This window comes from Yersinia proxima, assembly GCF_902170785.1.
GTDB lineage: Bacteria > Pseudomonadota > Gammaproteobacteria > Enterobacterales > Enterobacteriaceae > Yersinia > Yersinia proxima.
Genome location: NZ_CABHYG010000016.1, coordinates 52,715 through 76,867, shown reverse-complemented (window position 1 = coordinate 76,867; position 24,153 = coordinate 52,715). Strand labels below are relative to the sequence as shown.

The following is a 24,153-nucleotide window of genomic DNA, read 5'->3' as shown; positions in this document are numbered from 1 at the left end:
GAGGATTTATTCTTCCAGTTTGGGTTGCGGAGCATCATCCGGGATTTTCACATGAACCTGAATAATACGTCGGCTATCCGCCATGGCAACTTTAAATAAGTAACCTTGAATTTCAATGGTTTCACCGCGAGCAGGTAAATGACCAAATGCCTGCATCACCAAACCACCGATGGTATCCACTTCATCGTCGCTGAAATGGGTGTTGAATACATCATTGAAATCCTCAATGGGTGTCAGCGCACGAATAGTGTAAGTGTGCCGACTGAGTTGACGAACATCTCTGTCTTCTTCATCGTCATACTCATCTTCAATTTCGCCAACGATCAGCTCAAGAATATCTTCAATGGTTACCAGGCCGGAAACGCCACCAAACTCATCAATGACAATAGCCATGTGATAGCGTTGTGAGCGGAACTCTTTCAGCATCCGATCGACGCGCTTACTTTCTGGCACAACAACCGCCGTCCGTAAGACTTTATCAATGCTGAATGGCTCAGAATCTGTGCGCATAAACGGCAGCAAATCCTTGGCCATCAGAATGCCTTCAATGTGATCTTTATCTTCACTGATCACCGGAAAGCGGGAGTGAGCAGATTCAATAATGACATCCAAACACTCATCCAGCGTTTGATTACGCTTTAATGTGACCATTTGAGAGCGGGGGATCATGATGTCCCGTACACGCTGTTCGGCGATATCCATCACGCCTTCCAGCATATCGCGGGTATCGGGATCGATCAGATCGTTTTGCTCAGAATCACGGATAAGCTCTACCAGATCGCCACGGTTCTTGGGTTCGCCGTGGAATAACTGGTTAAGGATGAGAGTAAAGAACCCTTTCTTGGGACTGGGGCTATCATTGTTTTGTGAGTGGTCGTCGCTCATGGCGTTTTAGTTAAGTTTACCCATGTAAGATTATATTTTATCGGCAGTGGTAAACACACACCGCCGACAGCTTTACCCTTATTAACAGGGTGGTATACACCCTGTATAACGGGGTTACTCGGGGTCTTTCTCTGAAATATACGGGTCTGGGTAGCCCAAACTTTGCATTATTTCAGTCTCAATCGACTCCATTTCTTCTGCTTCATCGTCAACGATGTGGTCATACCCTAGCAGATGCAGACTGCCGTGAACAACCATATGCGCCCAATGAGCCAATAGTGCTTTCTCTTGCTCAGACGCTTCTTGTTCAACTACCTGACGACAAATGATCAAATCACCCAGTAGTGGCAGCTCAATCTCAGGTGGGGCCTCAAATGGAAAAGACAAGACATTGGTCGGTTTATCTTTACCGCGATAGGTGAGATTCAGCTCATGACTTTCTGCTTCATCAACCACTCGGATAGTCACTTCAGAGACTTCTTGAAATTGAGGTAATACTGCTTCCAACCAATGCTGAAAATCTGCTTCGGTCGGTAAACCCTGGCTGTCAGCGCAGGCAATTTGTAGATCGAGAATAACCTGGCTCACGGAGCCTCCTGCTCAGACGGGGTGTGAGTTTCCCGCTTACGTTGTTCGGCGATGGCATCTTTACGTTTTTGTTCGGCTGCTTCCCAGGCTTCATAAGCAATGACCACTTGAGCGACGACGGGGTGGCGCACCACATCTTCGCTATGGAAGAAGTTAAAGCTCAGCTCTTCTACCCCGGATAATACTTCGATGGCATGGCTTAAGCCGGACTTCTGGTGGCGTGGCAAGTCAGTTTGCGTAACATCACCGGTAATTACCGCTTTGGAATTGAAACCCATGCGGGTCAGGAACATTTTCATCTGTTCGATGGTGGTGTTCTGGCTTTCATCTAAAATGATAAACGCATCATTCAGTGTGCGACCGCGCATATACGCCAGCGGAGCCACTTCAATCACATTGCGCTCAATCAGTTTCTCCACTCGCTCAAAGCCAAGCATTTCAAACAGAGCATCATAGAGTGGGCGCAAGTAAGGATCGACTTTTTGGCTGAGGTCACCGGGTAAAAACCCCAGTTTTTCCCCGGCTTCAACCGCCGGGCGAGTTAGCAAAATGCGTCGTACGTTTTGGCGCTCCAGAGCATCAACTGCTGCGGCAACGGCCAGATAGGTTTTACCCGTACCGGCTGGCCCAATCCCGAAAGTAATATCATGATCGAGAATATTAGCAATGTATTGTGCCTGATTGGGTGTGCGAGGCTTGACCATCCCGCGTTTGGTGCGAATGTTAACGGCTTTGCCGTAATCCGGCACACTTTCGGCAGTTTGTTCTAACACGCGGCTTTCTTTCACCGCGAGGTGAATAGCCTCGGGATCGATATCGGGGATGACACCACGGATAGGGGCCGTATCAACATACAGATGGCGCAGGATATCTGCCGCTGCAACCACGCAGATATTCTTACCGACTAACTTGAAACGGTTGTCGCGGCGATTAATTTCAATGCCTAACCTGCGTTCCAACTGCTTGATGTTGTCATCAAAAGGGCCGCATAAGCTCAGCAAACGCTGATTATCGGCGGGTTCCAGCAAGATTTCTTGTGTCACTACGTGCAAACTGTTTCTCTGAGTCACTGCGTTCCTCTGGGTCACTAAGGGCCGGTTTGTTTGAAGCCTGACTGCAATTTCCCGTTATGGGGAATATCATTCATTAGTATTGGTTGCCCGATATAACGTCAATCATACATGTCATTTGTGAATTATTCATGGTGCACCGTGTGGACGCAAGTGTGCGGCTTATGAATCCGTGCCTTCGGCCTCTATTGAAATAGCGGCCAGCAGATGGTGCAACTTAAAAAAACGAATTTGCATAACGCCCCGCTAAAATAAAACAGGCACTGACAATGCAGCGCCTGCTGGTGCGGACTGGCTCGCAAAATTGCAATCAGGGTTGATACAGGCCGACGCCTAACTCATTTTCTTTGCGGGTGCGGGCAATCACTGATTGCGGCGATTCATGAATACGCAGATCCATCTGATCTTCGGTGCGCAGCACAATGCCGCGGAGTGAACTGGCATAAACATTAACGATTTCAACATCGACGAATTTACCGATCATTTCAGGTGTGCCTTCAAAGTTCACGACCCGATTATTTTCAGTGCGCCCCGCCAATTCCATCACATTCTTACGAGATGTGCCTTCCACCAGAATGCGTTGCACAGTACCCACCATTTTTCGGCTGATTTCCATAGCTTGTTGAGTAATGCGCTCTTGCAAGATGTGTAACCGCTGCTTTTTCTCTTCTTCGGACACATCGTCTGGCAGGTCTGCCGCCGGTGTGCCGGGGCGTGGCGAGTAAATAAAGCTGTAACTGGTATCAAAACCGACATCTGCCACCAGTTTCATGGTTTGCTCAAAATCTTGCTGAGTTTCACCGGGGAAACCGATAATAAAGTCAGAGCTGATTTGGATATCAGGTCGAGCCTGACGCAGTTTACGGATGATAGCTTTGTATTCCAGCGCGGTATGCGCCCGCTTCATCATGGTTAAAATACGATCAGAGCCACTTTGCACCGGCAAATGCAGGAAACTCACCAGTTCGGGAGTATCCCGATAAACGTCAATAATATCATCAGTAAACTCAATAGGATGGCTGGTGGTAAAGCGCACTCGATCGATACCATCAATGGCGGCAACTAGCCGCAATAGTTCGGCAAAACTACAGATATCACCATCATAAGTGGCACCACGATATGCATTGACATTCTGCCCTAGCAGATTTACTTCTCGCACACCTTGAGCGGCTAACTGTGCGATTTCAAACAAGATATCGTCACTTGGCCGGCTAACTTCCTCGCCACGGGTATAAGGTACGACACAGAATGTGCAGTATTTATTGCAACCTTCCATAATGGAGACAAATGCTGTCGGCCCTTCAGCGCGAGGTTCCGGCAGGCGGTCAAATTTTTCAATTTCTGGGAAACTGATATCCACCACAGGGCTGTGTGTGCCTTGCACGTGATTAATCATTTCCGGCAAACGATGCAGGGTTTGCGGACCGAAAATGACATCGACACAAGGAGCACGTTGGCGCAGATGCTCACCTTCCTGAGATGCCACACACCCCCCCACACCAATAATGAGCTCTGGATTTTTCTCTTTCAGCAGTTTCCAGTGCCCAAGCAGGCTGAATACTTTTTCCTGTGCTTTTTCGCGGATTGAGCAGGTATTGAGTAACAGTAAATCTGCCTCTTCGGGGATCTCTGTCAATTGGTAGCCGTGGGTGCTGGCCAGCAAATCAGCCATTTTAGATGAATCGTATTCATTCATCTGGCAGCCCCAGGTTTTGATGTGTAGTTTTTTAGTCATAGCCTATCTACCGCCAAAAAATTCATCATAAAAGTCACATCGCGTGACGCAATGCTCTATGCAGTGTTCCGTCATCGAATAGTGGGTAGCACAAAGGCTCCGTAGTTATAGGGCTATTGTAGTCATTTGCCGTTGCGATGACCACCGCATAACGGCTTACTTATCCTGTGGAGTAATGAAAAATCCGGTACACTGTCTGCCGACAAAATACAGGTGTTATTTTAACTTCTAAGAATGGCCAAAATGGATAAATCGCAACCAAATTATGATGTTGTGGTCGTGGGCGGAGGCATGGTAGGTGCCGCTGCCGCGCTTGGGCTGGCACAAACTGGCTGGTCAGTGGCATTACTGGAACATGAGGCTCCGCAGCCGTTTGAGGCTGAAAGTGTGCCGGACTTACGGGTTTCCGCGATTGGATGCACCTCGGTATCCTTGCTGAAACAGCTCGGAGCCTGGCCGCAAGTGCAACAGATGCGCTATGCACCTTATCGTCGATTGGAAACATGGGAACAGCCGGGTTCTCAAGTTGTTTTTGATGCGGCGTCGCTGTCATTGCCTGAACTGGGCTTTATGGTCGAGAACCGGGTTTTACAGTTGGCGCTATGGCAACAGATGGCAACATGCCCTAATTTGACGTTACTGTGCCCGTCACGGCTGCAAACAATGGTTAGAGTAGATGACTATTGGAAAATCACGTTAGATGCACAGCGAGAGATACAGAGCCATTTAGTAGTGGGTGCGGATGGAGCTAATTCTCTGGTACGCCGTTTAGCTGGGATTGGCACCAGCGGTTGGCAATATCGCCAGTCCTGTATGTTAATTACTGTCGAGACCGACACTGCTCAGCAAGACACCACCTGGCAGCAGTTTTTCCCTTCTGGCCCAAGAGCGTTCCTGCCATTGTTTGATAACTGGGCATCATTGGTTTGGTACGACAGCCCTCAACGTATCCGTCAACTTCAGGCATTGCCGCTGGCACAATTGAATCAAGAGGTTGCTGCGGCTTTCCCATCTCGCTTGGGAACTGTCAACGCCATTGCTGCAGGTTCTTTCCCTTTGGTTCGCCGCCATGCGCAGCAATATGTGCAGCCGGGGTTGGTATTACTGGGCGATGCGGCGCATACCATCAATCCATTGGCGGGGCAGGGGGTTAATCTGGGTTATCGGGATGTCGATGCGTTACTGGAGGTGTTAAACCAGGCGCGTGAACAGGCAGAATCCTGGCATAGCGAGCAGGTATTGCAGCGTTATCAGCGCCGCCGCCGTACTGATAATTTGATTATGCAAAGTGGAATGGATGTGTTTTACACCGCATTCAGTAATGACTTACCTGCGGTAAAATTTGTGCGTAATTTGGCGCTGATGGCGGCCCAACGTGCGGGTAAACTCAAGGAACATGCATTGAAGTATGCATTAGGGCTGTAGGTATTTTATCACTCGTCGCCAGAAATAGTTGTTTCTTGGCGACGGGGCACGTTTCTTGTTCTTTTGTTGAAAAGCAAAATTCAAATTTTATTGCAGCGAAAAAATCACATCACAGCAAAAAAAAACAAAATGCAGAAAAGCAAAAAGCCCGCTGAAGCGAGCTTTTCTAAATTTGGCTGGGGTACGAGGATTCGAACCTCGGAATGCTGGAATCAGAATCCAGTGCCTTACCGCTTGGCGATACCCCAAAAGATGGTGGCTACGACGGGAATCGAACCTGTGACCCCAGCATTATGAGTGCTGTGCTCTAACCAGCTGAGCTACGTAGCCATCTTAAAATCTTTAACCTTGAGAAATTGTATGGCTGGGATACCAGGATTCGAACCTGGGAATGCCAGGATCAAAACCTGGTGCCTTACCGCTTGGCGATATCCCAACTGAAATACAATTCTTTTTACTGACTTAGCACAACTGGTGTCTAACAGTTTTTATGTTTAACAGTCTTCTTGTTTAACAACAAACCATTTCAGAAAAATGGCTGGGATACCAGGATTCGAACCTGGGAATGCCAGGATCAAAACCTGGTGCCTTACCGCTTGGCGATATCCCATCTACTGTGACAACCGATGAAAATGGTGCGGGAGGCGAGACTTGAACTCGCACACCTTGCGGCGCTAGAACCTAAATCTAGTGCGTCTACCAATTTCGCCACTCCCGCATACATGAAAAAAGATGGTGGCTACGACGGGAATCGAACCTGTGACCCCAGCATTATGAGTGCTGTGCTCTAACCAGCTGAGCTACGTAGCCATCTTTTTTCTGCACAACCTTCATCGGCGTTGCGGGGCGCATTATGCGTATATGGCCGATTTGCGTCAACTAGTTTTTTCCCAAAAAAGCGCTGAAAGGGTTCGTTTGTTTGGCTTGTGAACAGTCTGGTGATTAAAGCAGCACTTATGATGATTAATTGTTGAATTTGCCAACAAAAAACAAGGCCACCCGAGGGCGGCCTTGAGAGCTGAATAGCTGATGCAGTTAGGGTGGACTTACCCTCAGCTATCACGTTCAGTTATTTGTAAGCATCCTGATGCACACCTACAGCGCGACCAGAAGGGTCATCCATGCTTTTGAATGATTCATCCCATTCAATAGCTTTAGCTGATGAACAGGCCACTGAAGGGCCTCCAGGCACGCATTCCGCTGCACTTGGCAGTGGGAATAGCTCTTCAAAAATTTCTCGATACAAGTAGCCCTCTTTGGAGGACGGCGTGTTGTATGGGAAACGGAAGTGCGCAGTTTCCATCTGTTGATCAGTGACTTGCTCGGCAGCTTTCTCTTTTAATGTATCAATCCAGCTGTAACCCACACCATCGGAGAATTGTTCTTTCTGACGCCATGCGACGCTATGTGGCAGGTAGGATTCAAAACATTCACGCAGGACATGTTTTTCCATTTTACCGTTGCCGCACATTTTATCCTGCGGGTTAATTCGCATCGCCACATCAAGGAAGTTTTTATCCAGGAAGGGTACTCGCGCTTCCACACCCCAGGCAGACATCGCTTTGTTGGCACGAGCGCAGTCATACATATGCAGGGCTAACAGTTTGCGCACGGTTTCTTCATGCAATTCTTTGGCATTTGGCGCTTTGTGGAAATAGAGGTAACCGCCAAATACTTCGTCAGAACCTTCACCAGATAGCACCATTTTGATACCCATCGCCTTGATTTTACGTGACATCAAGTACATTGGTGTTGAGGCGCGGATAGTGGTGACATCATAAGTTTCAATGTGATAAATCACATCACGGATGGCATCCAGACCTTCCTGCACGGTGAAGTGAATTTCATGATGCACAGTACCTAAATGGTTGGCGACCTCTTGCGCGGCGCGCAAATCAGGTGAACCCACCAAACCGACAGCGAAGGAGTGCAGTTGTGGCCACCAGGCTTCACTGCGTTCATCATCTTCTACACGACGAGCGGCAAATTTTTTGGTGATAGCCGAAATAACCGAGGAATCCAGACCGCCGGAGAGCAGCACGCCGTAAGGAACGTCGGACATCAAATGGCTTTTAACTGCATCTTCTAACGCATTTGCCAGTTCAACTTTATCGGTGACATTGTTTTTGACATTATCGAAATCAAACCAGTCGCGATGATAATACTCGCGGATTTCGCCATCCTGACTCCACAGATAGCTTCCGGCCGGAAATTCTTTGATGGTACGGCAAACCGGAACCAAGGCTTTCATTTCTGAAGCCACAAACATATTACCGTGTTCGTCGTGGCCCATGTACAGCGGGATAATACCCAGATGGTCACGCCCAATCAGGTAAGCGTCTTTTTCCGTATCGTATAGGACGAAAGCGAACATACCTTGCAGATCGTCAAGGAATTCAGGCCCTTTCTCTTGATACAGCGCCAGAATGACTTCACAGTCAGAGCCGGTCTGGAATTCATAACGGTCGCCGTATTGCTGGCGTAATGCCTGATGATTATATATTTCACCATTGACCGCCAGAATATGTGTGTGCGCCGCGTTAAACAGGGGCTGTGCACCAGTATTGACGTCAACAATAGATAAGCGTTCATGGGCGAGTATGGCTTTATCATTTGCCCATACACCTGACCAGTCTGGGCCGCGGTGGCGCATTAGACGTGACATTTCCAGCGCTTTTTTGCGTAACTCAATGGGGTCAGTTTTAAGGTCGAGGACCCCGAAAATAGAACACATAGTAATCTCCCTAACTTCTCTGCTTTGGCGGTGATGATGTTGAGTTTGAGTCGTTCATCGCTGGAACTGTTTTTCGTGCACTTGCTTTTGATTGATGCAAGCTGTGCCCCATGACGATGCATTCATCCGAATAATTTGTAGAAAGTAATGCAAAAAACACGCCAATTTAGAGCGCGATAGATTTGTCGCTATAGCTGGCATGGCGGTGAGCACACATAACGAAAATGCGCCAAAATGGGGAGAATTAGCAAGAAACTTTGGTGCGCCGCACTAAAAAAGGGCGTTGCACGATAAGGGAGTATCACTAAAAGGTGTATGGCGGCCGGAACCGCCAACGAGAAACTAGATGATGTCAATTTCTGCAACAGATGGGTAAACGTAGCTTGGGCGGAATGGCATCGCTTCAATATCTGTTAATGTCGATACGCCGGAAAGAACCAAAATAGTCTCGAGACCCGCCTGGAAACCGGCCAAAATATCGGTACGCAGATTATCACCGACAATGACGGTACTTTCCGAATGCGCCTGCATTTTATTGAGTGCAGCGCGGATAATCCACGGGCTAGGTTTACCGACATAAAATGGTTTGCGGCCAGAGATTTTCTCAATAGGCGCACACAATGCTCCACAGGCAGGTGCAAAGCCGTGGCCGTGGCTATCGGGATTAGTGGCAATAAAACGTGCACCATTGGCGACGAAATAAGCTGCTTTATGCATCATGTCCCAGTTATATGAGCGGGTTTCACCCACAATCACAAAATCAGGATTTATATCGGTAATAGTAAAGCCCGCTTTATACAATTCGTGAACCAATGCACCTTCACCCACGACATAGGCTTTTTTACCATCCTGGCGGCGCAGAAAGTCGGCTGTCGCCATCGCCGAGGTATAAAAAGCACTTTCCGGCACTTCCAGTCCGGCTGAATGGAAGCGGTTAGCCAGATCCTGAGCGGTTTGTGACGGATAGTTGGTCAAAATAACCAGCGGCATTCCGGCTTCTTGAATTCGGGCCAGAAAAGCATCGGCACCGGGGACGGGATGATTGTCATGCAACAACACACCATCGATATCGCAAATAACGCTTTTAATTGTCATTGTTTAAATTACTCTTTTAGCCGTAGCAACGAGTCACTATAACATGGTCGATGACGAAACTGACCCTGCCGCTATCTTATACCCGACATCTTTCAAGATACAGGGTTGTTGGTTACCATCAATTGCCCAGCTCATTGAGTTATATCAACTTATTGGGCACATAAAGAATTAGTTTTCCAACAGGCGTTGCAGTAATACACCGTTTAACATGGCACGTTTTGCCAGTGCAAAAGCCCCAATAGCTGATTGATGATCAAGCTGTGAGGTGACCACCGGTAGATTTTGACGGAAGTTTTTTAACACTTGCGTATTAATACAACCTTGAATCGCGGGGAGCAGGATTTTGTCAGCTTCAATGATTTCACCGGCAATCACCACTTTTTGCGGGTTGAACAAGTTGATGGCGATAGAAATGGCTTTACCCAAGTAGCGGCCTACATGTTCAATCACCTCAGTTGCCAGCAAATCACCTTTGTTAGCGGCTTTGCAGATGGCACTAATGTGGCAATCATCCAATGTTAATTTACTTGGATATCCCTGCGCGAGCAGGTGGCGTACGCGGTTTTCAATTGCTGCATTCGATGCAACAGTTTCCAGGCAACCAAAATTACCGCAATAGCAGCGCTCGCCCAATGGATCAATCTGGATATGACCGATTTCACCTACGTTACCATTGCTGCCAAGAAATATTTGGCTGTTAACAATGATACCGGCACCTGTACCACGATGCAGACGAACCAAAATAGAGTCTTCGCAGTCGCGGGTTGCACCAAAATAGTGCTCGGCCAGTGCCAGACTGCGGATATCGTGGCCGACAAAGCTGGTGACATTGAAACGATTTTGCAGATTTTCGACTAATGGCCAATTGCTAACACTGATATGTGGCATATAGCGCACGATACCTTTGCTAGGCTCAACCAGGCCAGGGAGGATGACGGCGATAGCGATCAGTTCACGTAATTTGCGCTGATAAATTTCGATAAACTGACTGATGGTATTAAATAATGCATGTTCGAGAGTTTCTTGCGTGCGCTCTGGTAGGGAATAGTGCTCTTCACCTAGCGACTTACCGCTCATATCAAACAGCGTAATAGTGGCGTCATGGCGGCCCAGGCGGACAGCGATGGTATGGAACTGACGGTTTTCTGTCACGATAGAAATCGCGCGGCGACCACCGGTGGAGGCTTGCTGATCGACTTCTTTGATCAGCCCGCGCTCCAACAGTTGACGGGTAATCTTGGTGACACTGGCGGGAGCTAGCTGGCTGAGATCGGCAATTTGAATACGCGAAATCGGGCCTTGCTGGTCAATGAGCCGATATACCACGGCACCATTGAGTTGTTTCACAAGATCCACATTACCAATTTGTGACTGTCCGCCGGTGCTCATCAATAAAATTACTCGCTTATTTTAAAACCTCGTTACCATTAACGATGGTTTTAGTGATTTTATAATCGCGGGTAAAGGCAGTCAGGTTGGCCACTTTGCCGGCTTCAATACTCCCTAACTGCTTATCCACGCCAATCGCTCGGGCCGCATAAAGTGTGGCCATACGCAATGCTTCGTCCAGCGCGATGCCCACATGTTCAACACTATTTTGGACCGCTTCTATCATGGTCAGTGCTGAACCGCTTAATGTGCCGTTTTCATCCACACATAAACCATCGCGATAGTATATTGTTTTACCAGCAAAAATAAATTGATCAATTTCAGCACCTGCTGGTGCAGTTGCATCAGTTACCAGTACTAATTTCTCACCTTTCAATCGCTTAGCGTTGCGAATGTTGGCCCAATCCACATGCAAACCATCGGCAATGACACCGGTGTACACTTCTGGCGTATCAAAAATCGCCCCAATCAGGCCCGGTTCGCGCCCGGAAATGTAAGGCATTGCATTATATAGGTGCGTTGCAAAGCGGATACCGGCGGCAAAACCTTGACGAGCTTGCTGATACGTCGCATTTGAATGGCCGGAGGAAACTAAAATACCGGCTTCTGTCAGTTGACGAATATATTTGGCATCAACCATTTCAGGTGCCAAGGTCACTTTAGTGATCACATCGGCATTGGCGCACAGATAATCAATCATTTCAGCGCTAGGTTTACGAATAAACGCTGGATTATGAGTCCCTTTCTTCTGTGGGCTGATATAAGGCCCTTCCAGATGCAGACCCAAAGCCTGATGCTGGTTTTTTTGCAGATATGAACGCATGACATCAATGCCGTGCTTCATATATTCATCACTGCAAGTAATGAGTGTCGGCAGGAAACTGGTGCAGCCTGACTTTTCATTCGCGCGCTGCATAATTTCTAGCGTCTTTTCGGAGATGGCTTCAAGCGAATCATTGAATTGCACACCACCGCAGCCATTAAGCTGAACATCAATAAAACCGGGGGCCAGGATGGCGCCACCCAAGTCGCGTACCTCAATGCCAGCCGGAAGTTCATCGGCAGGACAGATACGTTCGATCAATCCGTTAGCCACGACAACAGCGTGATTATCCAGTACTTCATGGCTGGTATAAATACGGCCGTGAGTTAAAGCGTACATCTTAACCCCCTAATAACTGTTACAGATTCTTGATGTTTTCAGCTTCTAATTCGCTGAAATATTTTACAGTTTTAACCTTCAATTCCATAGTCGAAGGTTCATCGCACACCATGATGGCTTTCGCATGCAGTTGCAGGCAACTGATGGTCCACATGTGGTTGATGCTGCCTTCAACTGCAGCTTGCAAGGCTTGTGCTTTGCCACGGCCAGTCACCAGAATCATCACTTCTTCAGCATCCAACAGAGTGCCCACACCTACAGTAAGTGCATATTTCGGCACGAGGTTTGCATCACCACCAAAGAAGCGTGAGTTTGCTTCACGAGTTTCTTCGGTCAGCGTTTTGATGCGAGTACGAGAAGCTAAAGAGGACGCCGGTTCATTAAAGGCAATGTGGCCGTCAACGCCTACACCACCCATGAACAGGTGAATTTTGCCATAAGACTTAATCTTTTCTTCGTAACGGCGGCATTCTTCATCGATATCAGGCGCATTACCATTTAGAAGATTGATGTTTTCAGCAGGGATATCCACATGATCAAAGAAGTTGCTGTGCATGAAGGTGTAGTAGCTTTCCGGGTGCTCTTGCGGCAGCCCAACATATTCATCCATGTTGAAAGTGACCACATTTTTGAAACTCACTTCACCGGCTTTATACAGCGCAACCAAGTGCTTATACGCTTCCATCGGTGTGCCGCCAGTTGGCAGCCCCAGAACAAATGGGCGATCAGCGGTCGGTTTAAATGCATTGATGCGGTTAACGATATAACGTGCGGCCCATTTACCAACTTCTGTGGTGTTTTTCAGTGGGATAAGTCTCATCTTGCACCTCTTTGATTGCTAATAGTGGCTATACTCTACGCGGATTGAATCATTCAGCTAAGCGTAACTCAGATTTTGACTCATGCGTTGGTACAATGCTTTGTTCATTTTTCGAATGATAAAATAAGTTTTGTGTCATGGCTAGTCTATTGGTGCTTTTTGACTGGTTTTTGGTGACATTTATCACAAAATAGGGGGTTTTAATTTGCGTTACGAAATAAATTTTTTACACTCCGGAATGAGTCATTTGTATCGTGAATAAATAGCGTGCCGTGAATAAGTGTGTCGTGAATAAATAAAAGATGTGCCATGCGTTTTTCTAAAAGGTAGTGAATCAAATAAATAAACTACTTAAAGGGTCCGATATCGGACGAATAGGGGGAAAGGTGAATATTCTTAGTTACTTGCAAAAAGTGGGTCGGGCTTTGATGGTCCCAGTGGCCACACTGCCTGCAGCCGCGATATTGATGGGTGTGGGCTACTGGATAGACCCAGTCAGCTGGGGTGGTGATAATGCGCTAGCGGCATTGTTTATCAAGTCCGGTGCCGCCATCATCGATAATATGTCCGTGCTGTTCGCCATTGGTGTGGCTTATGGTATGTCAAAAGATAAAGACGGTGCTGCTGCACTGACCGGCTTTGTCGGCTTCCTGGTGTTGACGACGCTGTGCTCGCCAGCCGCGGTTTCGATGATTCAAAAGATTCCGGTTGATCAGGTTCCAGCTGCCTTCGGCAAAATCAACAACCAGTTTGTGGGTATTCTGGTAGGTATCATCTCAGCTGAGTTGTACAACCGCTTCAGCGGCGTTGAATTGCCAAAAGCACTTTCCTTCTTCAGTGGTCGTCGTCTGGTTCCGATTCTGACGTCTTTCCTGATGATCGTAGTTGCCTTCATTCTGATGTACGTTTGGCCACTGATTTATAACGCATTGGTGACTTTCGGCGAATACATCAAAGATATGGGGTCTGTAGGTGCAGGTATTTATGCCTTCTTCAACCGCTTACTGATCCCCGTCGGCCTGCATCACGCCTTGAACTCAGTGTTCTGGTTTGACGTTGCCGGCATTAACGATATCCCTAACTTCCTGGGTGGCCAACAGTCTATCGATAGCGGTAAAGCTGTTGTCGGTATCACCGGCCGTTATCAGGCAGGTTTCTTCCCAATCATGATGTTTGGTTTACCTGGTGCTGCGCTGGCGATTTATCACTGTGCGCGTCCGGAAAACAGAGCAAAAGTGGCCGGTATCATGTTGGCGGGGGCATTTGCAGCCTTCTTCACCGGTATCACTGAACCACTTGAATTCTCCTTCATGTTCGTTGCCCCTGTGTTGTACTTTATCCACGCAGTGCTGACCGGGATTTCTGTGTTCATTGCAGCCAGTATGCATTGGATTGCAGGCTTTGGTTTCAGTGCCGGTCTGGTGGATATGGTGCTGTCTTCCCGCAACCCGCTGGCGACACACTGGTACATGTTGATCCCACAAGGCCTGGTGTTCTTCGCGATTTACTACGTGGTATTCCGTTTCACCATCAAGAAATTCAACTTGCTGACTCCAGGTCGTGAACTGGCAGTTGAAGGTAGTGAAGAAGATGGTTATGACGTCAATGTTGATAAAACTCCAGAAGTTAACGAAAGCGAAATTAATGGTCTGGCGCGTCGTTACATTGGAGCCATCGGCGGCTCAGACAACCTGACAGGGATTGATGCATGTATCACCCGTCTGCGTTTGAACGTTAAAGATTCTGCCTTGGTGAATGACGGTATTGCCAAACGCTTAGGCGCTTCTGGTGTTATTCGTCTGAACAAACAAAGTGTGCAAGTCATCGTCGGTACTCGTGCGGAACTGATTGCTTCGGCAATGCGTAACGTGTTGGCCGGTGGCCCGGTTCCTGCAGCAAGCGGCACGACAGCTTCTGCTGCGACCAAGCCTCAGGCTGTCATTAACACCGCGAAATCCGCCTCTTTGGTATTGGTTTCTCCAATTACCGGCGATGTGGTTGCTTTGGAAGAGGTTCCTGATGAAGCCTTTGCCAGCAAAGCTGTCGGTGAGGGGATTGCCATCCGTCCAACGGATAAAACGGTAGTTGCTCCGGCAAACGGCACCATCGTAAAAATCTTCAACACTGACCATGCTTTCTGCCTGGAAACTGAAACCGGTGCTGAAATTGTGGTTCATATCGGGATTGATACGGTGAAACTGAACGGCCAGGGCTTTGCACGTCTGGTTGAAGAAGGTGCCACTGTGGTTGCTGGTCAACCGGTGCTTGAGCTGGACTTGGCCTACCTGAACGCTAATGCGCGCTCAATGATTAGCCCGGTTGTTGTCAGTAATATTGATGACTATGCCGGTATCTCGGTGTTGGCGGGTGGATCGGTGGTTGCCGGTCAAAGCCAGCTGTTTGAGATTCAGAGTAAATAATCGGCTAAAGCCTGACGGTGAGAAGGGACTGCTGTCCTGAATAACTGATTTAACTTTTAGCCGAACCAGCGGGAAGAGAGCAATCTCTTCCCGTTTTTTTGTTTTATTTACTGTAACAAACGGTTGTTTCCGGGCCGGGCTTGTTGGATTATATGCGGTTATATTTGTTGCGTTTGCATTGAGGAATAGAACAATGAGTGAGGCAGAAGCCCGCCCAAGTAATTTTATCCGTCAGATCATTGACGAAGATTTAGCCAGCGGCAAACACACGTCGGTTCATACCCGCTTCCCGCCAGAGCCAAACGGCTACTTGCATATTGGTCATGCGAAGTCTATTTGCCTGAACTTTGGTATTGCCCAAGACTATCAGGGGCAATGCAACCTGCGTTTTGACGACACCAACCCGGTGAAAGAAGATGTGGAGTTCGTGGAGTCAATTAAACGCGACGTAGAGTGGCTAGGCTTCACCTGGAGCGGTGATGTACGTTACTCCTCAGACTATTTTGACCAATTGTACCAGTACGCTGTAGAGCTGATTAACAAGGGTCTGGCGTATGTTGATGAGTTAACGCCTGAGCAGATGCGCGAATATCGCGGCACGCTGACTGCGCCGGGTAAAAATAGCCCATATCGCGACCGCAGTGTGGAAGAGAACCTGGCGCTGTTTGAAAAAATGCGTGCCGGTGGCTTTGCTGAAGGCACCGCATGCTTGCGTGCAAAAATTGACATGGCGTCACCGTTTATTGTGATGCGTGATCCGGTGTTGTACCGCATTAAATTTGCCGAACATCACCAGTCTGGCAACAAATGGTGCATCTACCCGATGTATGACTTCACCCATTGCATTTCTGATGCGATTGAAGGGATTACACATTCACTTTGTACTTTGGAGTTCCAGGATAACCGTCGCTTGTATGATTGGGTGCTGGATAATATCTCTATTGAATGCCATCCACGTCAGTATGAGTTCTCTCGTCTGAATCTCGAATACTCCATTATGTCTAAGCGTAAGCTGAACCTATTGGTGACCGAGAAGGTCGTCGAGGGCTGGGATGATCCGCGTATGCCAACCATTTCTGGTTTGCGTCGCCGTGGTTACACCGCAGCATCAATTCGTGAATTCTGCCGCCGTATCGGTGTGACCAAGCAGGATAACAACGTTGAGATGATGGCACTGGAGTCCTGTATCCGTGATGATCTGAACGAAAATGCACCACGGGCTATGGCTGTTCTGGATCCAATCAAAGTGGTTATCGAGAATCGTGCGGCAGGGGAAGAGTGGCTGACCATGCCAAATCACCCGAATAATCCCGACATGGGCACCCGTCAAGTCCCTTTTGACAGTGAGATTTATATCGATCGCGCTGATTTTCGTGAAGAAGCCAATAAACAATACAAGCGCTTAGTGCTGGGCAAAGAAGTGCGCCTGCGTAATGCTTATGTCATCAAAGCCGAGCGTGTTGAGAAGGACGCCGAAGGTAATGTCACGACACTTTATTGCAGCTATGACGCAGAAACTTTAAACAAAGACCCTGCTGATGGCCGAAAAGTGAAGGGGGTTATCCATTGGGTTTCTGTTAAGCATGCATTGCCTGCTGAAATCCGTTTATATGACCGTTTGTTTAGTGTACCAAACCCAGCGGCGGCGGAAGACTTCTTGTCTACCATCAACCCTGAGTCTTTGATTATCCGTCAGGGTTTTGTTGAGCCAAGTCTGGCTGATGCGGTTCCAGAAAAAACGTATCAGTTTGAACGTGAAGGTTATTTCTGTGCTGATAGCCACTATTCACGCCCCGATGCGTTGGTGTTTAACCGCACGGTAGGTCTGCGTGATACCTGGGCTGCTAAGGTGAGCAACTAATCTGGCCCCCGGATTTACCTTAACTGGCGTGGCTTAGTCCACGCCTTTTTTATCTCTGTCGAACAGCTATTGTTAGTTTTACTAAACACGGTCCTATCCTTTCAATTTTCTCTCTTTCCTCTCTTATTCTTTGGTCAATCTCAACATATTGCATTCTTTTCTCTGCTTTGAGTGGTTGCCTGTAAGTCTTTCTTAAATATTCGCTTTACGAATTAACTGTAAAAATAACCCTATTTTTCTCGGATAAATCTTATATTTTATTGGTTAAGCTGAAACCATTCAAGATGTCAATATGAGACGATTTTGGCTTAGAGGTATCATCTTATGCATTGTTTTTTAAGCAATTGTGAACTCTGTAATAATTTTTCACAGTTATGTGCTCGTGGTCATACTTTGAAAAATTAGCTTCATTTTTGATTGATAATTCGCGTCGCGAAAAATAGTCTGTATTCCAGCAGCAATCTTTGCGAGGGTGTATTTCAAAAGCGAAGTTTGTTTTTTTAATGAGCAACTGCTGGTGGAGATTTCTTCCCAGCAAAACTTTACCCACTAGGGTTTTTTGAGGCTAAACCTGTGAGCTGTGGTGGACACAGGGACGGCACTTTAAATGTGATGTCAAAGAGGAATTTTTTCATATGGTTACGCACGGTGCTAAACGTAAAACATTAGCGCTCGCAGTCGCGGGTGCATTGTTAGGAACGGGGTTTATGGCAGCCCCAGAGGCCAAGGCAGAAGGCTTTGTTGATGATTCATCACTGACGGGTGGTATTTACTATTGGCAGCGTCAGCGTGACCGTAAGGATTTAACGCCAGGTAGCGCAGAGTATGGCAAGTATGTCGCTAACCTGCATCACTCCACATTTAACGCCAACCTGGACTTCTCTTCCGGTTATGCCGCAGATATGTTCGGTATCGACTTAGCGGCTTTCGGCGCAGTTGAAATGACCAACAGTGGCCCTGCTGCTCCAAACGAAATTGGTTTCAGTGATGCCAAAACCCGTTGGGACGAAAAATGGACCGGCGATAAGAGTGGTGTGAGTATTTACAAAGCCGCAGCCAAATTCAAATTAGGTGATTTCTGGGCGCGTGGTGGTTATATCCAACCCACTGGTCAGACCCTGCTAGCCCCACACTGGAGCTTTATGCCGGGCACCTATCGTGGTGCTGAAGGTGGTGCGAAATTTGATTTTGATACGGCGGGCGCACTGTCCATGTCATACATGTGGACTGATGAATATAAAGCGCCGTGGTATCAAAACATGTACAACTTCCGTCAAGCTGATGGCAAGACTGGTATCAGTTATCTGCACTCAATTGGCGCTAAATATGACTTTAAAAACAAGTTAGTACTGGAAGCAGCATTCGGTCAAGCCAAAGATTACATGGACCAATACTTTGCGAAAGCCTCTTATGCTTTCCCGGTGGCGGGTAATGATCTGCGAACGTCTTATCAATTCTACGGTGCGAAAGACAAAGTTGATGGCGGCTTCAAAGATGTTAATGACGTTTATGACGGTCTTGCCTGGTTGCAAGCATTGACACTGGGTTACACCACCGGGCCATTTGATTTGCGCCTGGAAGGTACATGGGCCAAAGCTGACGGTAACCAAGGCTACTTCTTGCAACGTATGACTCCGGGCTACGCCACCTCCAATGGTCGCTTAGACGTGTGGTGGGATTCGCGCTCTGACTTTAACGCCAACGGCGAAAAAGCGTTGTTTGGTGGTGTGATGTATGACCTGAAAAACTGGAATATGGCCGGTTGGTCAGTCGGAACCTCCTATGCTTATGGTTGGGATGCTAAACCGAGCACCAATCCAATTTATGACCAAAATACCCGTTTGAAAGAATCTGCATGGAACTTTGACATTCTTTACACCCTGCAAGAAGGTCGCGCGAAAGGCACATTATTCAAACTGCATTACACCATGTATGACAACCACACCAACATCCCAAGTTATGGTGGCGGTTTCGGCAACGTATTCCAGGATGAAAAAGACGTTAAATTCATCGTGATTGCACCATTTACGATCTTCTGATTTTTCCCCTTTTGATTGCCATCCCCGGCCATTGTGCCGGGGACATAATGGAGTGCCACCATGAAAAAAATCTTTTTTATCATCGCCGCAGTCATGGGATTAAGTGCTTGTGCCCCACAAACTCCCGTTCAGCCGGAAGACAGCAAACTTAAGCAAGCATACAGCGCTTGTATCAATGCCAGCGAAGGTCAACCAGAAAGACTGATCCCTTGCAAAGCGGTATTGAATGTCTTGAAACAAGAGAAAGCACATCAAGCCTTTACCGACAAAGAAACAGTACGAGTACTGGATTACCAGCGCTGTATTGATGCGGCCCACACTGGTAATGGCCAAGCCTATGACGCGCAGTGCGGCAAACTTTGGCAAGAAATTCGCAACAATAATTGATTTAACAATAATTTATTTAACAACTATTGATCTAACAATAATTCTGTCAGCGGCAATACTTCAGTAGCGACTTTGGCAGCGGTTATTCATTATGGATGAGGTTAGTGATGAACAAATTCAGATTAAATGCGTTAGCGGCAATTACCGCAACCTTTGGCTTGATGGGGGCTGCCCATGCAGATGCCACTAATCAACAGATTGTTGATCAACTCAGCGCTTTGAAAGTTAATTATAAAGTGTTGGATAACCGCGCTGCTGAGAATGGCGTAGATTGTGCCAAGTTGGGAGCTGACTGGGCATCATGTAATAAAGTATTGATTACTCTGACCAATACCGGGGATGAGATCAAAGGCCAGGACTGGGCCATTTACTTCCATAGTATTCGTCAAATTCTCACCGTAGATAATGATCAGTTTAAAATTACTCACCTGACGGGTGATCTACATAAAATTGAACCTACCGCCAAATTTACGGGTTTCCCTGCTAATCAGGCGGTTGAAATCCCGATCACCGGCGAATACTGGCAGTTATTTGCCACCGACTTTATGCCGCGCTGGTATGCCACTTCGGGTGATGCAAAACCAAAAGTTCTGAAAAGTACTGATACTGAAGATATTAATGAATATCTGACTCAGTTTACGGGCGATCAGTGGAAACGTACTAAGGACGACAATAACGTATTAATGACGCCGGAATCTCGCTTCGTCAAAAATGAGGCCGTGAAAACATTAGCGGCGGCTAACCTGCGCGGGCAGATTATCCCGACACCAATGGAAGTGAAGGTTCACCAACAAGATGCCGACTTAAGTCAAGGTGTGGCGCTTGATCTGAGCACTTTATCCAAAACAACTGCTGAGGTGGCGCAGCAGCGCTTTGAATTACTTGGCTTGAAGTTGGCTCCAACGGGCTTCCCGATTAAAACCTCAATTCAGCCGTCTGCCTTTAAAGGTGACTTAGCCGTTTCAGGGGCATATGAGCTGAAAATTGGTGAAAAGGGCGCGCAAGTCATTGGTTTTGACCCAACAGGTGTGTTTTACGGCCTGCAATCCATTCTTTCTTTAGTCCCGACAGATGGTAGCCAGAAGATTGCGACATTGGATGCCAAAGATGCGCCACGCTTTGAATACCGTGGTGTTTTCCTGGATGTCGGGCGTAACTTCAAAACTAAAGATGCAGTATTGCGTTTGCTCGATCAGATGGCCGCTTACAAACTGAACAAATTCCACTTCCATCTGAGTGATGATGAAGGCTGGCGTATTGAGATACCAGGCCTGCCAGAACTGACCGATGTGGGCAGCAAGCGTTGCCACGATTTAACGGAAAACACCTGTTTACTGCCGCAATTGGGCTCTGGCCCTGATAGCAATAATTTGGGATCGGGTCACTTTACCCGTGATGATTACATCGACATTTTGAAATACGCTAAAGCCCGCCAAATTGAGGTCATTCCTGAGATTGATATGCCCGCCCACGCGCGTGCAGCAGTGGTCTCGATGGAAGCTCGGTACAACAATTTGATGAAGCAGGGTAAAGAAAAAGAAGCCAACGAGTTCCGCCTGGTTGACCCGACAGATGATTCCAACACAACTTCTGTTCAGTTCTATGAACGCAAAAGTTATCTCAACCCGTGTCTGGATTCGTCTAAACGCTTTGTCGACAAAGTGATTGGCGAAATGGCTCAAATGCACAAAGAAGCGGGTATGCCGCTGAATACTTGGCATTTTGGCGGTGATGAGGCGAAAAACATCCGTCTGGGTGCAGGCTTCCAGGATAAAAATGGCACGATTGAGCCGGGCAAAGGGATTATTGATAAGAGTATTGAAGATAAGCCGTGGGCCAAATCACAAGTTTGCCAGGATATGGTCAAGCAAGGAAAAATTCAGGATGTTGAGCACCTTTCCAGCCACTTTGCTATTGAAGTCAGCAAGTTGGTAAATGCTCATGGCATTGAAAAAATGCAAGCCTGGCAAGACGGCCTTAAAGATGCCAAGTCGTCGAAAGACTTTGCCACGAAACGGGTGGGCGTTAACTTCTGGGATACCCTCTATTGGGGCGGTGCTGATTCAATCAATGATTGGGCCAATAAAGGCTATGAAGTGGTCGCGTCGAATCCGGATTATGTCTACTTCGACATGCCATATGAAGTTAACCCAAATGAGCGCGGTTATTACTGGGCAACTCGCTTCAGCGACGAAGCTAAAGTCTTTAGTTTCGCGCCGGATAACATGCCGCAAAACGCGGAAACATCGGTCGACCGTGATGGTAATCACTTCAGTGCTAAAAGTGATAAACCCTGGCCGGGTGTGCACGGTATCTCCGGTCAATCGTGGAATGAAACAGTGCGCACTGATGAGCAAATGGAATACATGATTTTCCCTCGGGTATTACCACTGGCTGAACGTGCCTGGCATCGTGCGTCTTGGGAGCAGGATTATAAAGCCGGTCGCGAGTATAAAGGTGGCGAAACGCACCTGGTTGACACCAAGGCATTGAGTACCGATTGGCAGCGTTTTGCCAACATCATGGGCCAACGTGAATTAGCAAAACTGGATAAAGCGGGTGTGGCTTACCGTTTACCAATTCCGGGTGCACGTGTTGTAGCAGGGACGTTGGAAGCTAACATCTCCTTGCCGGGGCTGATAATTGAGTATTCCACCGATGGCGGTAAGCAATGGCAGAAATATGATGCCAAAGCACAACCTAAAGTCAGCGGTGATGTGTTGATTCGTTCCACCAGTCCAGATGGCAAACGTAGTAGTCGTGCGGAGCCGGTTAAAGTTTGATTATTGCTGTCAAAGTGCTGTGTCTGATGTTATCTCCTGTTTGCTGAGGTTTAGGTAAACAACATTATGTGAAGTTGAGTTGATAGTTTTCCCCCGGCAAGTCCGGGGTTTTTTTTACTTTGAATTTATGCAGGTATTTGAATTTATACAGGTAGTGGTAGGGTATAAATAAGAATGACCACCTGACTCCCGACCGAGTGACACTCGGGTTACTGAACGGGAAAGGCGGCCATCTTGCGGATTTTTTATTCAGTAGCGCTTAAAATCTTTATAAGTCAACGCGATAAAATTAAATTATCTTTTATCGTGCGCAGATTCATTCTCACGGCAATCGCCGCTTTCACAGTGGCCGTACAGATACAGACTGTGATTGGTCAGCTTGATACCATGTTGTTTAGCAATTTCACGTTGAAGCGATTCAATGGATTCATTGCTAAATTCGATCACTTTGCCGCAATCCAGACAAATCAGGTGATCGTGATGATGTTGCTGCGTCAGCTCAAAGACTGATTTGCCGCCTTCGAAATTATGGCGGGTCACAATACCGGCATCATCAAACTGGTTCAGTACACGGTAAACCGTCGCCAGGCCAATTTCTTCACCGATATCGATCAGCTTTTTATAAAGATCTTCCGCGCTGACGTGATGGCACGCCGGATCTTGCAACACTTCCAGAATCTTAAGCCGGGGCAGTGTTACTTTAAGGCCTGCGTTTTTTAAGGCTTTGTTGTTGTCAGTCATGCGGATTCAGTCCTGTTACTATCGATTCAAATTAAGGCTGTTCAGCCTATGACATCCGTGGCGCAATATTCTCAATTGCGTCTCATTATAGAACTGCTAGCCCCAAATGAAAACCGTGGTTGTTAACAAAGATATAATTGCACACTTTGCCCGATTAATCATGCAATGTATTGATGAATGGGGTAGTCGCATAATCTAAGTATATGACTGCAAAATATAAGGTTACAAATTTGTAGCGGAATATTTTCATTTTGCACGGATGAAGATGTGAATCTGTGGGCGGCTTAACAGAGTATGGCGATAGGTGAGAAAGGAACGGAAACGCGCACTAATGTTTAACATCACCCTCGCGTTTCCGACACGACAAATTAACCGGTAATTTCGGCCAGATTCAGTTCTTCGCTGATCTGTTTTACCCAGGCTTCAACGCGCTCATTTGTCAATTCTGGCTGGCGATCTTCATCAATGGCTAAACCAATAAAGTGATCGTCATCTGCCAAACCTTTGGATGCTTCAAAGTGGTAGCCAGCCGTTGGCCAGTGACCGACGATAGCAGCACCGCGTGGTTCGATGATATCGCGCACAGTCCCCATCGCATCACAGAAATATTCTGCGTAATCTTCCTGATCACCACAGCCAAATATAGCAACCAACTTGCCGTTGAAATCAATCTCTTCCAGCGTTGGGAAGAAATCATCCCAATCACATTGAGCTTCACCGTAATACCAGGTTGGGATGCCGATAAGCAGGATATCAAAGCCTTCTAAATCTTCTTTAGTGCTTTTGGCAATGTCGTGAACCTCAGCAACATCTTTGCCCAGTTGCTTTTGGATCATCTTGGCAATGTTTTCGGTATTGCCAGTATCGCTGCCAAAGAAAATGCCTACAGTTGCCATATAACTTAATACCTTTTAAATTCAAATTGTTATGTAAATCACTGAGCGCCAGACCCAATAATATAACACATGTATAGGCCGATATAATGCCAGAAAACCTCGTCCGGCCGATATCAAGATTAT

Annotated in this window: 17 protein-coding genes and 6 tRNA genes; 6 read left to right on the top strand and 17 right to left on the bottom strand. The window is 47.3% G+C overall.

Annotated elements, in window-relative coordinates; all coding sequences use genetic code 11:
* Positions 1-6: 6 nt before the first annotated feature.
* The 4 genes from corC to miaB form a co-directional block, all read right to left on the bottom strand.
* The gene (gene corC, locus FTB31_RS14105) at positions 7-885 is read right to left on the bottom strand and encodes a CNNM family magnesium/cobalt transport protein CorC (RefSeq protein WP_050077737.1); all 879 of its coding nucleotides are present in this window, start codon (positions 883-885) and stop codon (positions 7-9) included.
* Positions 886-999: 114 nt separating this feature from the next.
* On the bottom strand, positions 1,000-1,473 hold the full coding sequence (gene ybeY, locus FTB31_RS14100) for an rRNA maturation RNase YbeY (RefSeq protein WP_050077738.1): 474 nt from the start codon (positions 1,471-1,473) through the stop codon (positions 1,000-1,002).
* The gene (locus FTB31_RS14095; protein ID WP_019081188.1) at positions 1,470-2,543 is read right to left on the bottom strand and encodes a PhoH family protein; all 1,074 of its coding nucleotides are present in this window, start codon (positions 2,541-2,543) and stop codon (positions 1,470-1,472) included. Before FTB31_RS14095 ends, ybeY begins: the two co-directional genes overlap by 4 nt.
* 310 nt (positions 2,544-2,853) lie before the next feature.
* Complete coding sequence (miaB, locus tag FTB31_RS14090; protein ID WP_077174358.1) at positions 2,854-4,278, bottom strand: tRNA (N6-isopentenyl adenosine(37)-C2)-methylthiotransferase MiaB; 1,425 nt, start codon at positions 4,276-4,278, stop codon at positions 2,854-2,856.
* A gap of 243 nt (positions 4,279-4,521) precedes the next feature.
* Between miaB and ubiF the strand changes: the two genes are divergently transcribed.
* Positions 4,522-5,703 carry a 3-demethoxyubiquinol 3-hydroxylase gene (ubiF, locus tag FTB31_RS14085; RefSeq protein WP_227720325.1) on the top strand — a complete coding sequence of 394 codons (1,182 nt, stop codon included), beginning with the start codon at positions 4,522-4,524 and terminating at the stop codon, positions 5,701-5,703.
* A 173-nt stretch (positions 5,704-5,876) separates the two neighbouring features.
* Here the strand turns inward: ubiF and FTB31_RS14080 are convergent.
* From FTB31_RS14080 to nagB, 11 genes are all read right to left on the bottom strand, one after another.
* A tRNA-Gln gene (locus tag FTB31_RS14080) sits at positions 5,877-5,951 on the bottom strand.
* 5 nt (positions 5,952-5,956) lie between these two features.
* Positions 5,957-6,033 (bottom strand) — tRNA-Met (locus FTB31_RS14075).
* Between the two features lie 31 nt (positions 6,034-6,064).
* Positions 6,065-6,139: transfer RNA gene (locus tag FTB31_RS14070), tRNA-Gln, on the bottom strand.
* A 99-nt stretch (positions 6,140-6,238) separates the two neighbouring features.
* Positions 6,239-6,313, bottom strand: a tRNA-Gln gene (locus FTB31_RS14065).
* Between the two features lie 23 nt (positions 6,314-6,336).
* Positions 6,337-6,421, bottom strand: a tRNA-Leu gene (locus tag FTB31_RS14060).
* 15 nt (positions 6,422-6,436) lie between these two features.
* A tRNA-Met gene (locus FTB31_RS14055) sits at positions 6,437-6,513 on the bottom strand.
* A gap of 259 nt (positions 6,514-6,772) precedes the next feature.
* Positions 6,773-8,437 (bottom strand): asparagine synthase B, encoded by a 1,665-nt coding sequence (gene asnB / locus FTB31_RS14050; protein WP_050077741.1) that lies wholly within the window; start codon positions 8,435-8,437, stop codon positions 6,773-6,775.
* A gap of 342 nt (positions 8,438-8,779) precedes the next feature.
* Complete coding sequence (locus tag FTB31_RS14045; RefSeq protein ID WP_050077743.1) at positions 8,780-9,532, bottom strand: HAD-IIA family hydrolase; 753 nt, start codon at positions 9,530-9,532, stop codon at positions 8,780-8,782.
* A gap of 168 nt (positions 9,533-9,700) precedes the next feature.
* On the bottom strand, positions 9,701-10,921 hold the full coding sequence (gene nagC / locus FTB31_RS14040; RefSeq protein WP_050077744.1) for a DNA-binding transcriptional regulator NagC: 1,221 nt from the start codon (positions 10,919-10,921) through the stop codon (positions 9,701-9,703).
* 16 nt (positions 10,922-10,937) lie between these two features.
* The gene (gene nagA / locus FTB31_RS14035) at positions 10,938-12,083 is read right to left on the bottom strand and encodes an N-acetylglucosamine-6-phosphate deacetylase (protein ID WP_005167945.1); all 1,146 of its coding nucleotides are present in this window, start codon (positions 12,081-12,083) and stop codon (positions 10,938-10,940) included.
* 19 nt (positions 12,084-12,102) lie between these two features.
* Complete coding sequence (gene nagB / locus FTB31_RS14030; protein ID WP_005163359.1) at positions 12,103-12,903, bottom strand: glucosamine-6-phosphate deaminase; 801 nt, start codon at positions 12,901-12,903, stop codon at positions 12,103-12,105.
* Between the two features lie 386 nt (positions 12,904-13,289).
* On the opposite strand from nagB, the gene nagE reads away from it, so the two are divergent.
* The 5 genes from nagE (at position 13,290) to FTB31_RS14005 (ending at position 22,393) form a co-directional block, all read left to right on the top strand.
* Entirely contained in the window at positions 13,290-15,323 is a 2,034-nt protein-coding gene (nagE, locus tag FTB31_RS14025; RefSeq protein WP_227731492.1) for an N-acetylglucosamine-specific PTS transporter subunit IIBC, read from the top strand.
* A gap of 193 nt (positions 15,324-15,516) precedes the next feature.
* Entirely contained in the window at positions 15,517-17,184 is a 1,668-nt protein-coding gene (glnS, locus tag FTB31_RS14020; RefSeq protein WP_050077746.1) for a glutamine--tRNA ligase, read from the top strand.
* A 635-nt stretch (positions 17,185-17,819) separates the two neighbouring features.
* Positions 17,820-19,223 carry a chitoporin ChiP gene (chiP, locus tag FTB31_RS14015; protein WP_077174356.1) on the top strand — a complete coding sequence of 468 codons (1,404 nt, stop codon included), beginning with the start codon at positions 17,820-17,822 and terminating at the stop codon, positions 19,221-19,223.
* A 60-nt stretch (positions 19,224-19,283) separates the two neighbouring features.
* Complete coding sequence (chiQ, locus tag FTB31_RS14010) at positions 19,284-19,610, top strand: ChiQ/YbfN family lipoprotein (RefSeq protein ID WP_077174355.1); 327 nt, start codon at positions 19,284-19,286, stop codon at positions 19,608-19,610.
* Positions 19,611-19,717: 107 nt separating this feature from the next.
* Positions 19,718-22,393, top strand: a complete 2,676-nt coding sequence (locus tag FTB31_RS14005; protein WP_050077749.1) for a beta-N-acetylhexosaminidase — start codon at positions 19,718-19,720, stop codon at positions 22,391-22,393.
* Between the two features lie 294 nt (positions 22,394-22,687).
* Here FTB31_RS14005 and fur read toward each other — a convergent pair whose 3' ends face one another.
* Together fur and fldA are read right to left on the bottom strand one after the other, a co-directional pair.
* Entirely contained in the window at positions 22,688-23,134 is a 447-nt protein-coding gene (gene fur / locus FTB31_RS14000; RefSeq protein WP_050077750.1) for a ferric iron uptake transcriptional regulator, read from the bottom strand.
* A gap of 368 nt (positions 23,135-23,502) precedes the next feature.
* Positions 23,503-24,030: a flavodoxin FldA gene (fldA, locus tag FTB31_RS13995; protein ID WP_005163372.1), complete on the bottom strand. Its 528-nt coding sequence runs from the start codon at positions 24,028-24,030 to the stop codon at positions 23,503-23,505.
* Between the last annotated feature and the right edge of the window lie 123 nt (positions 24,031-24,153).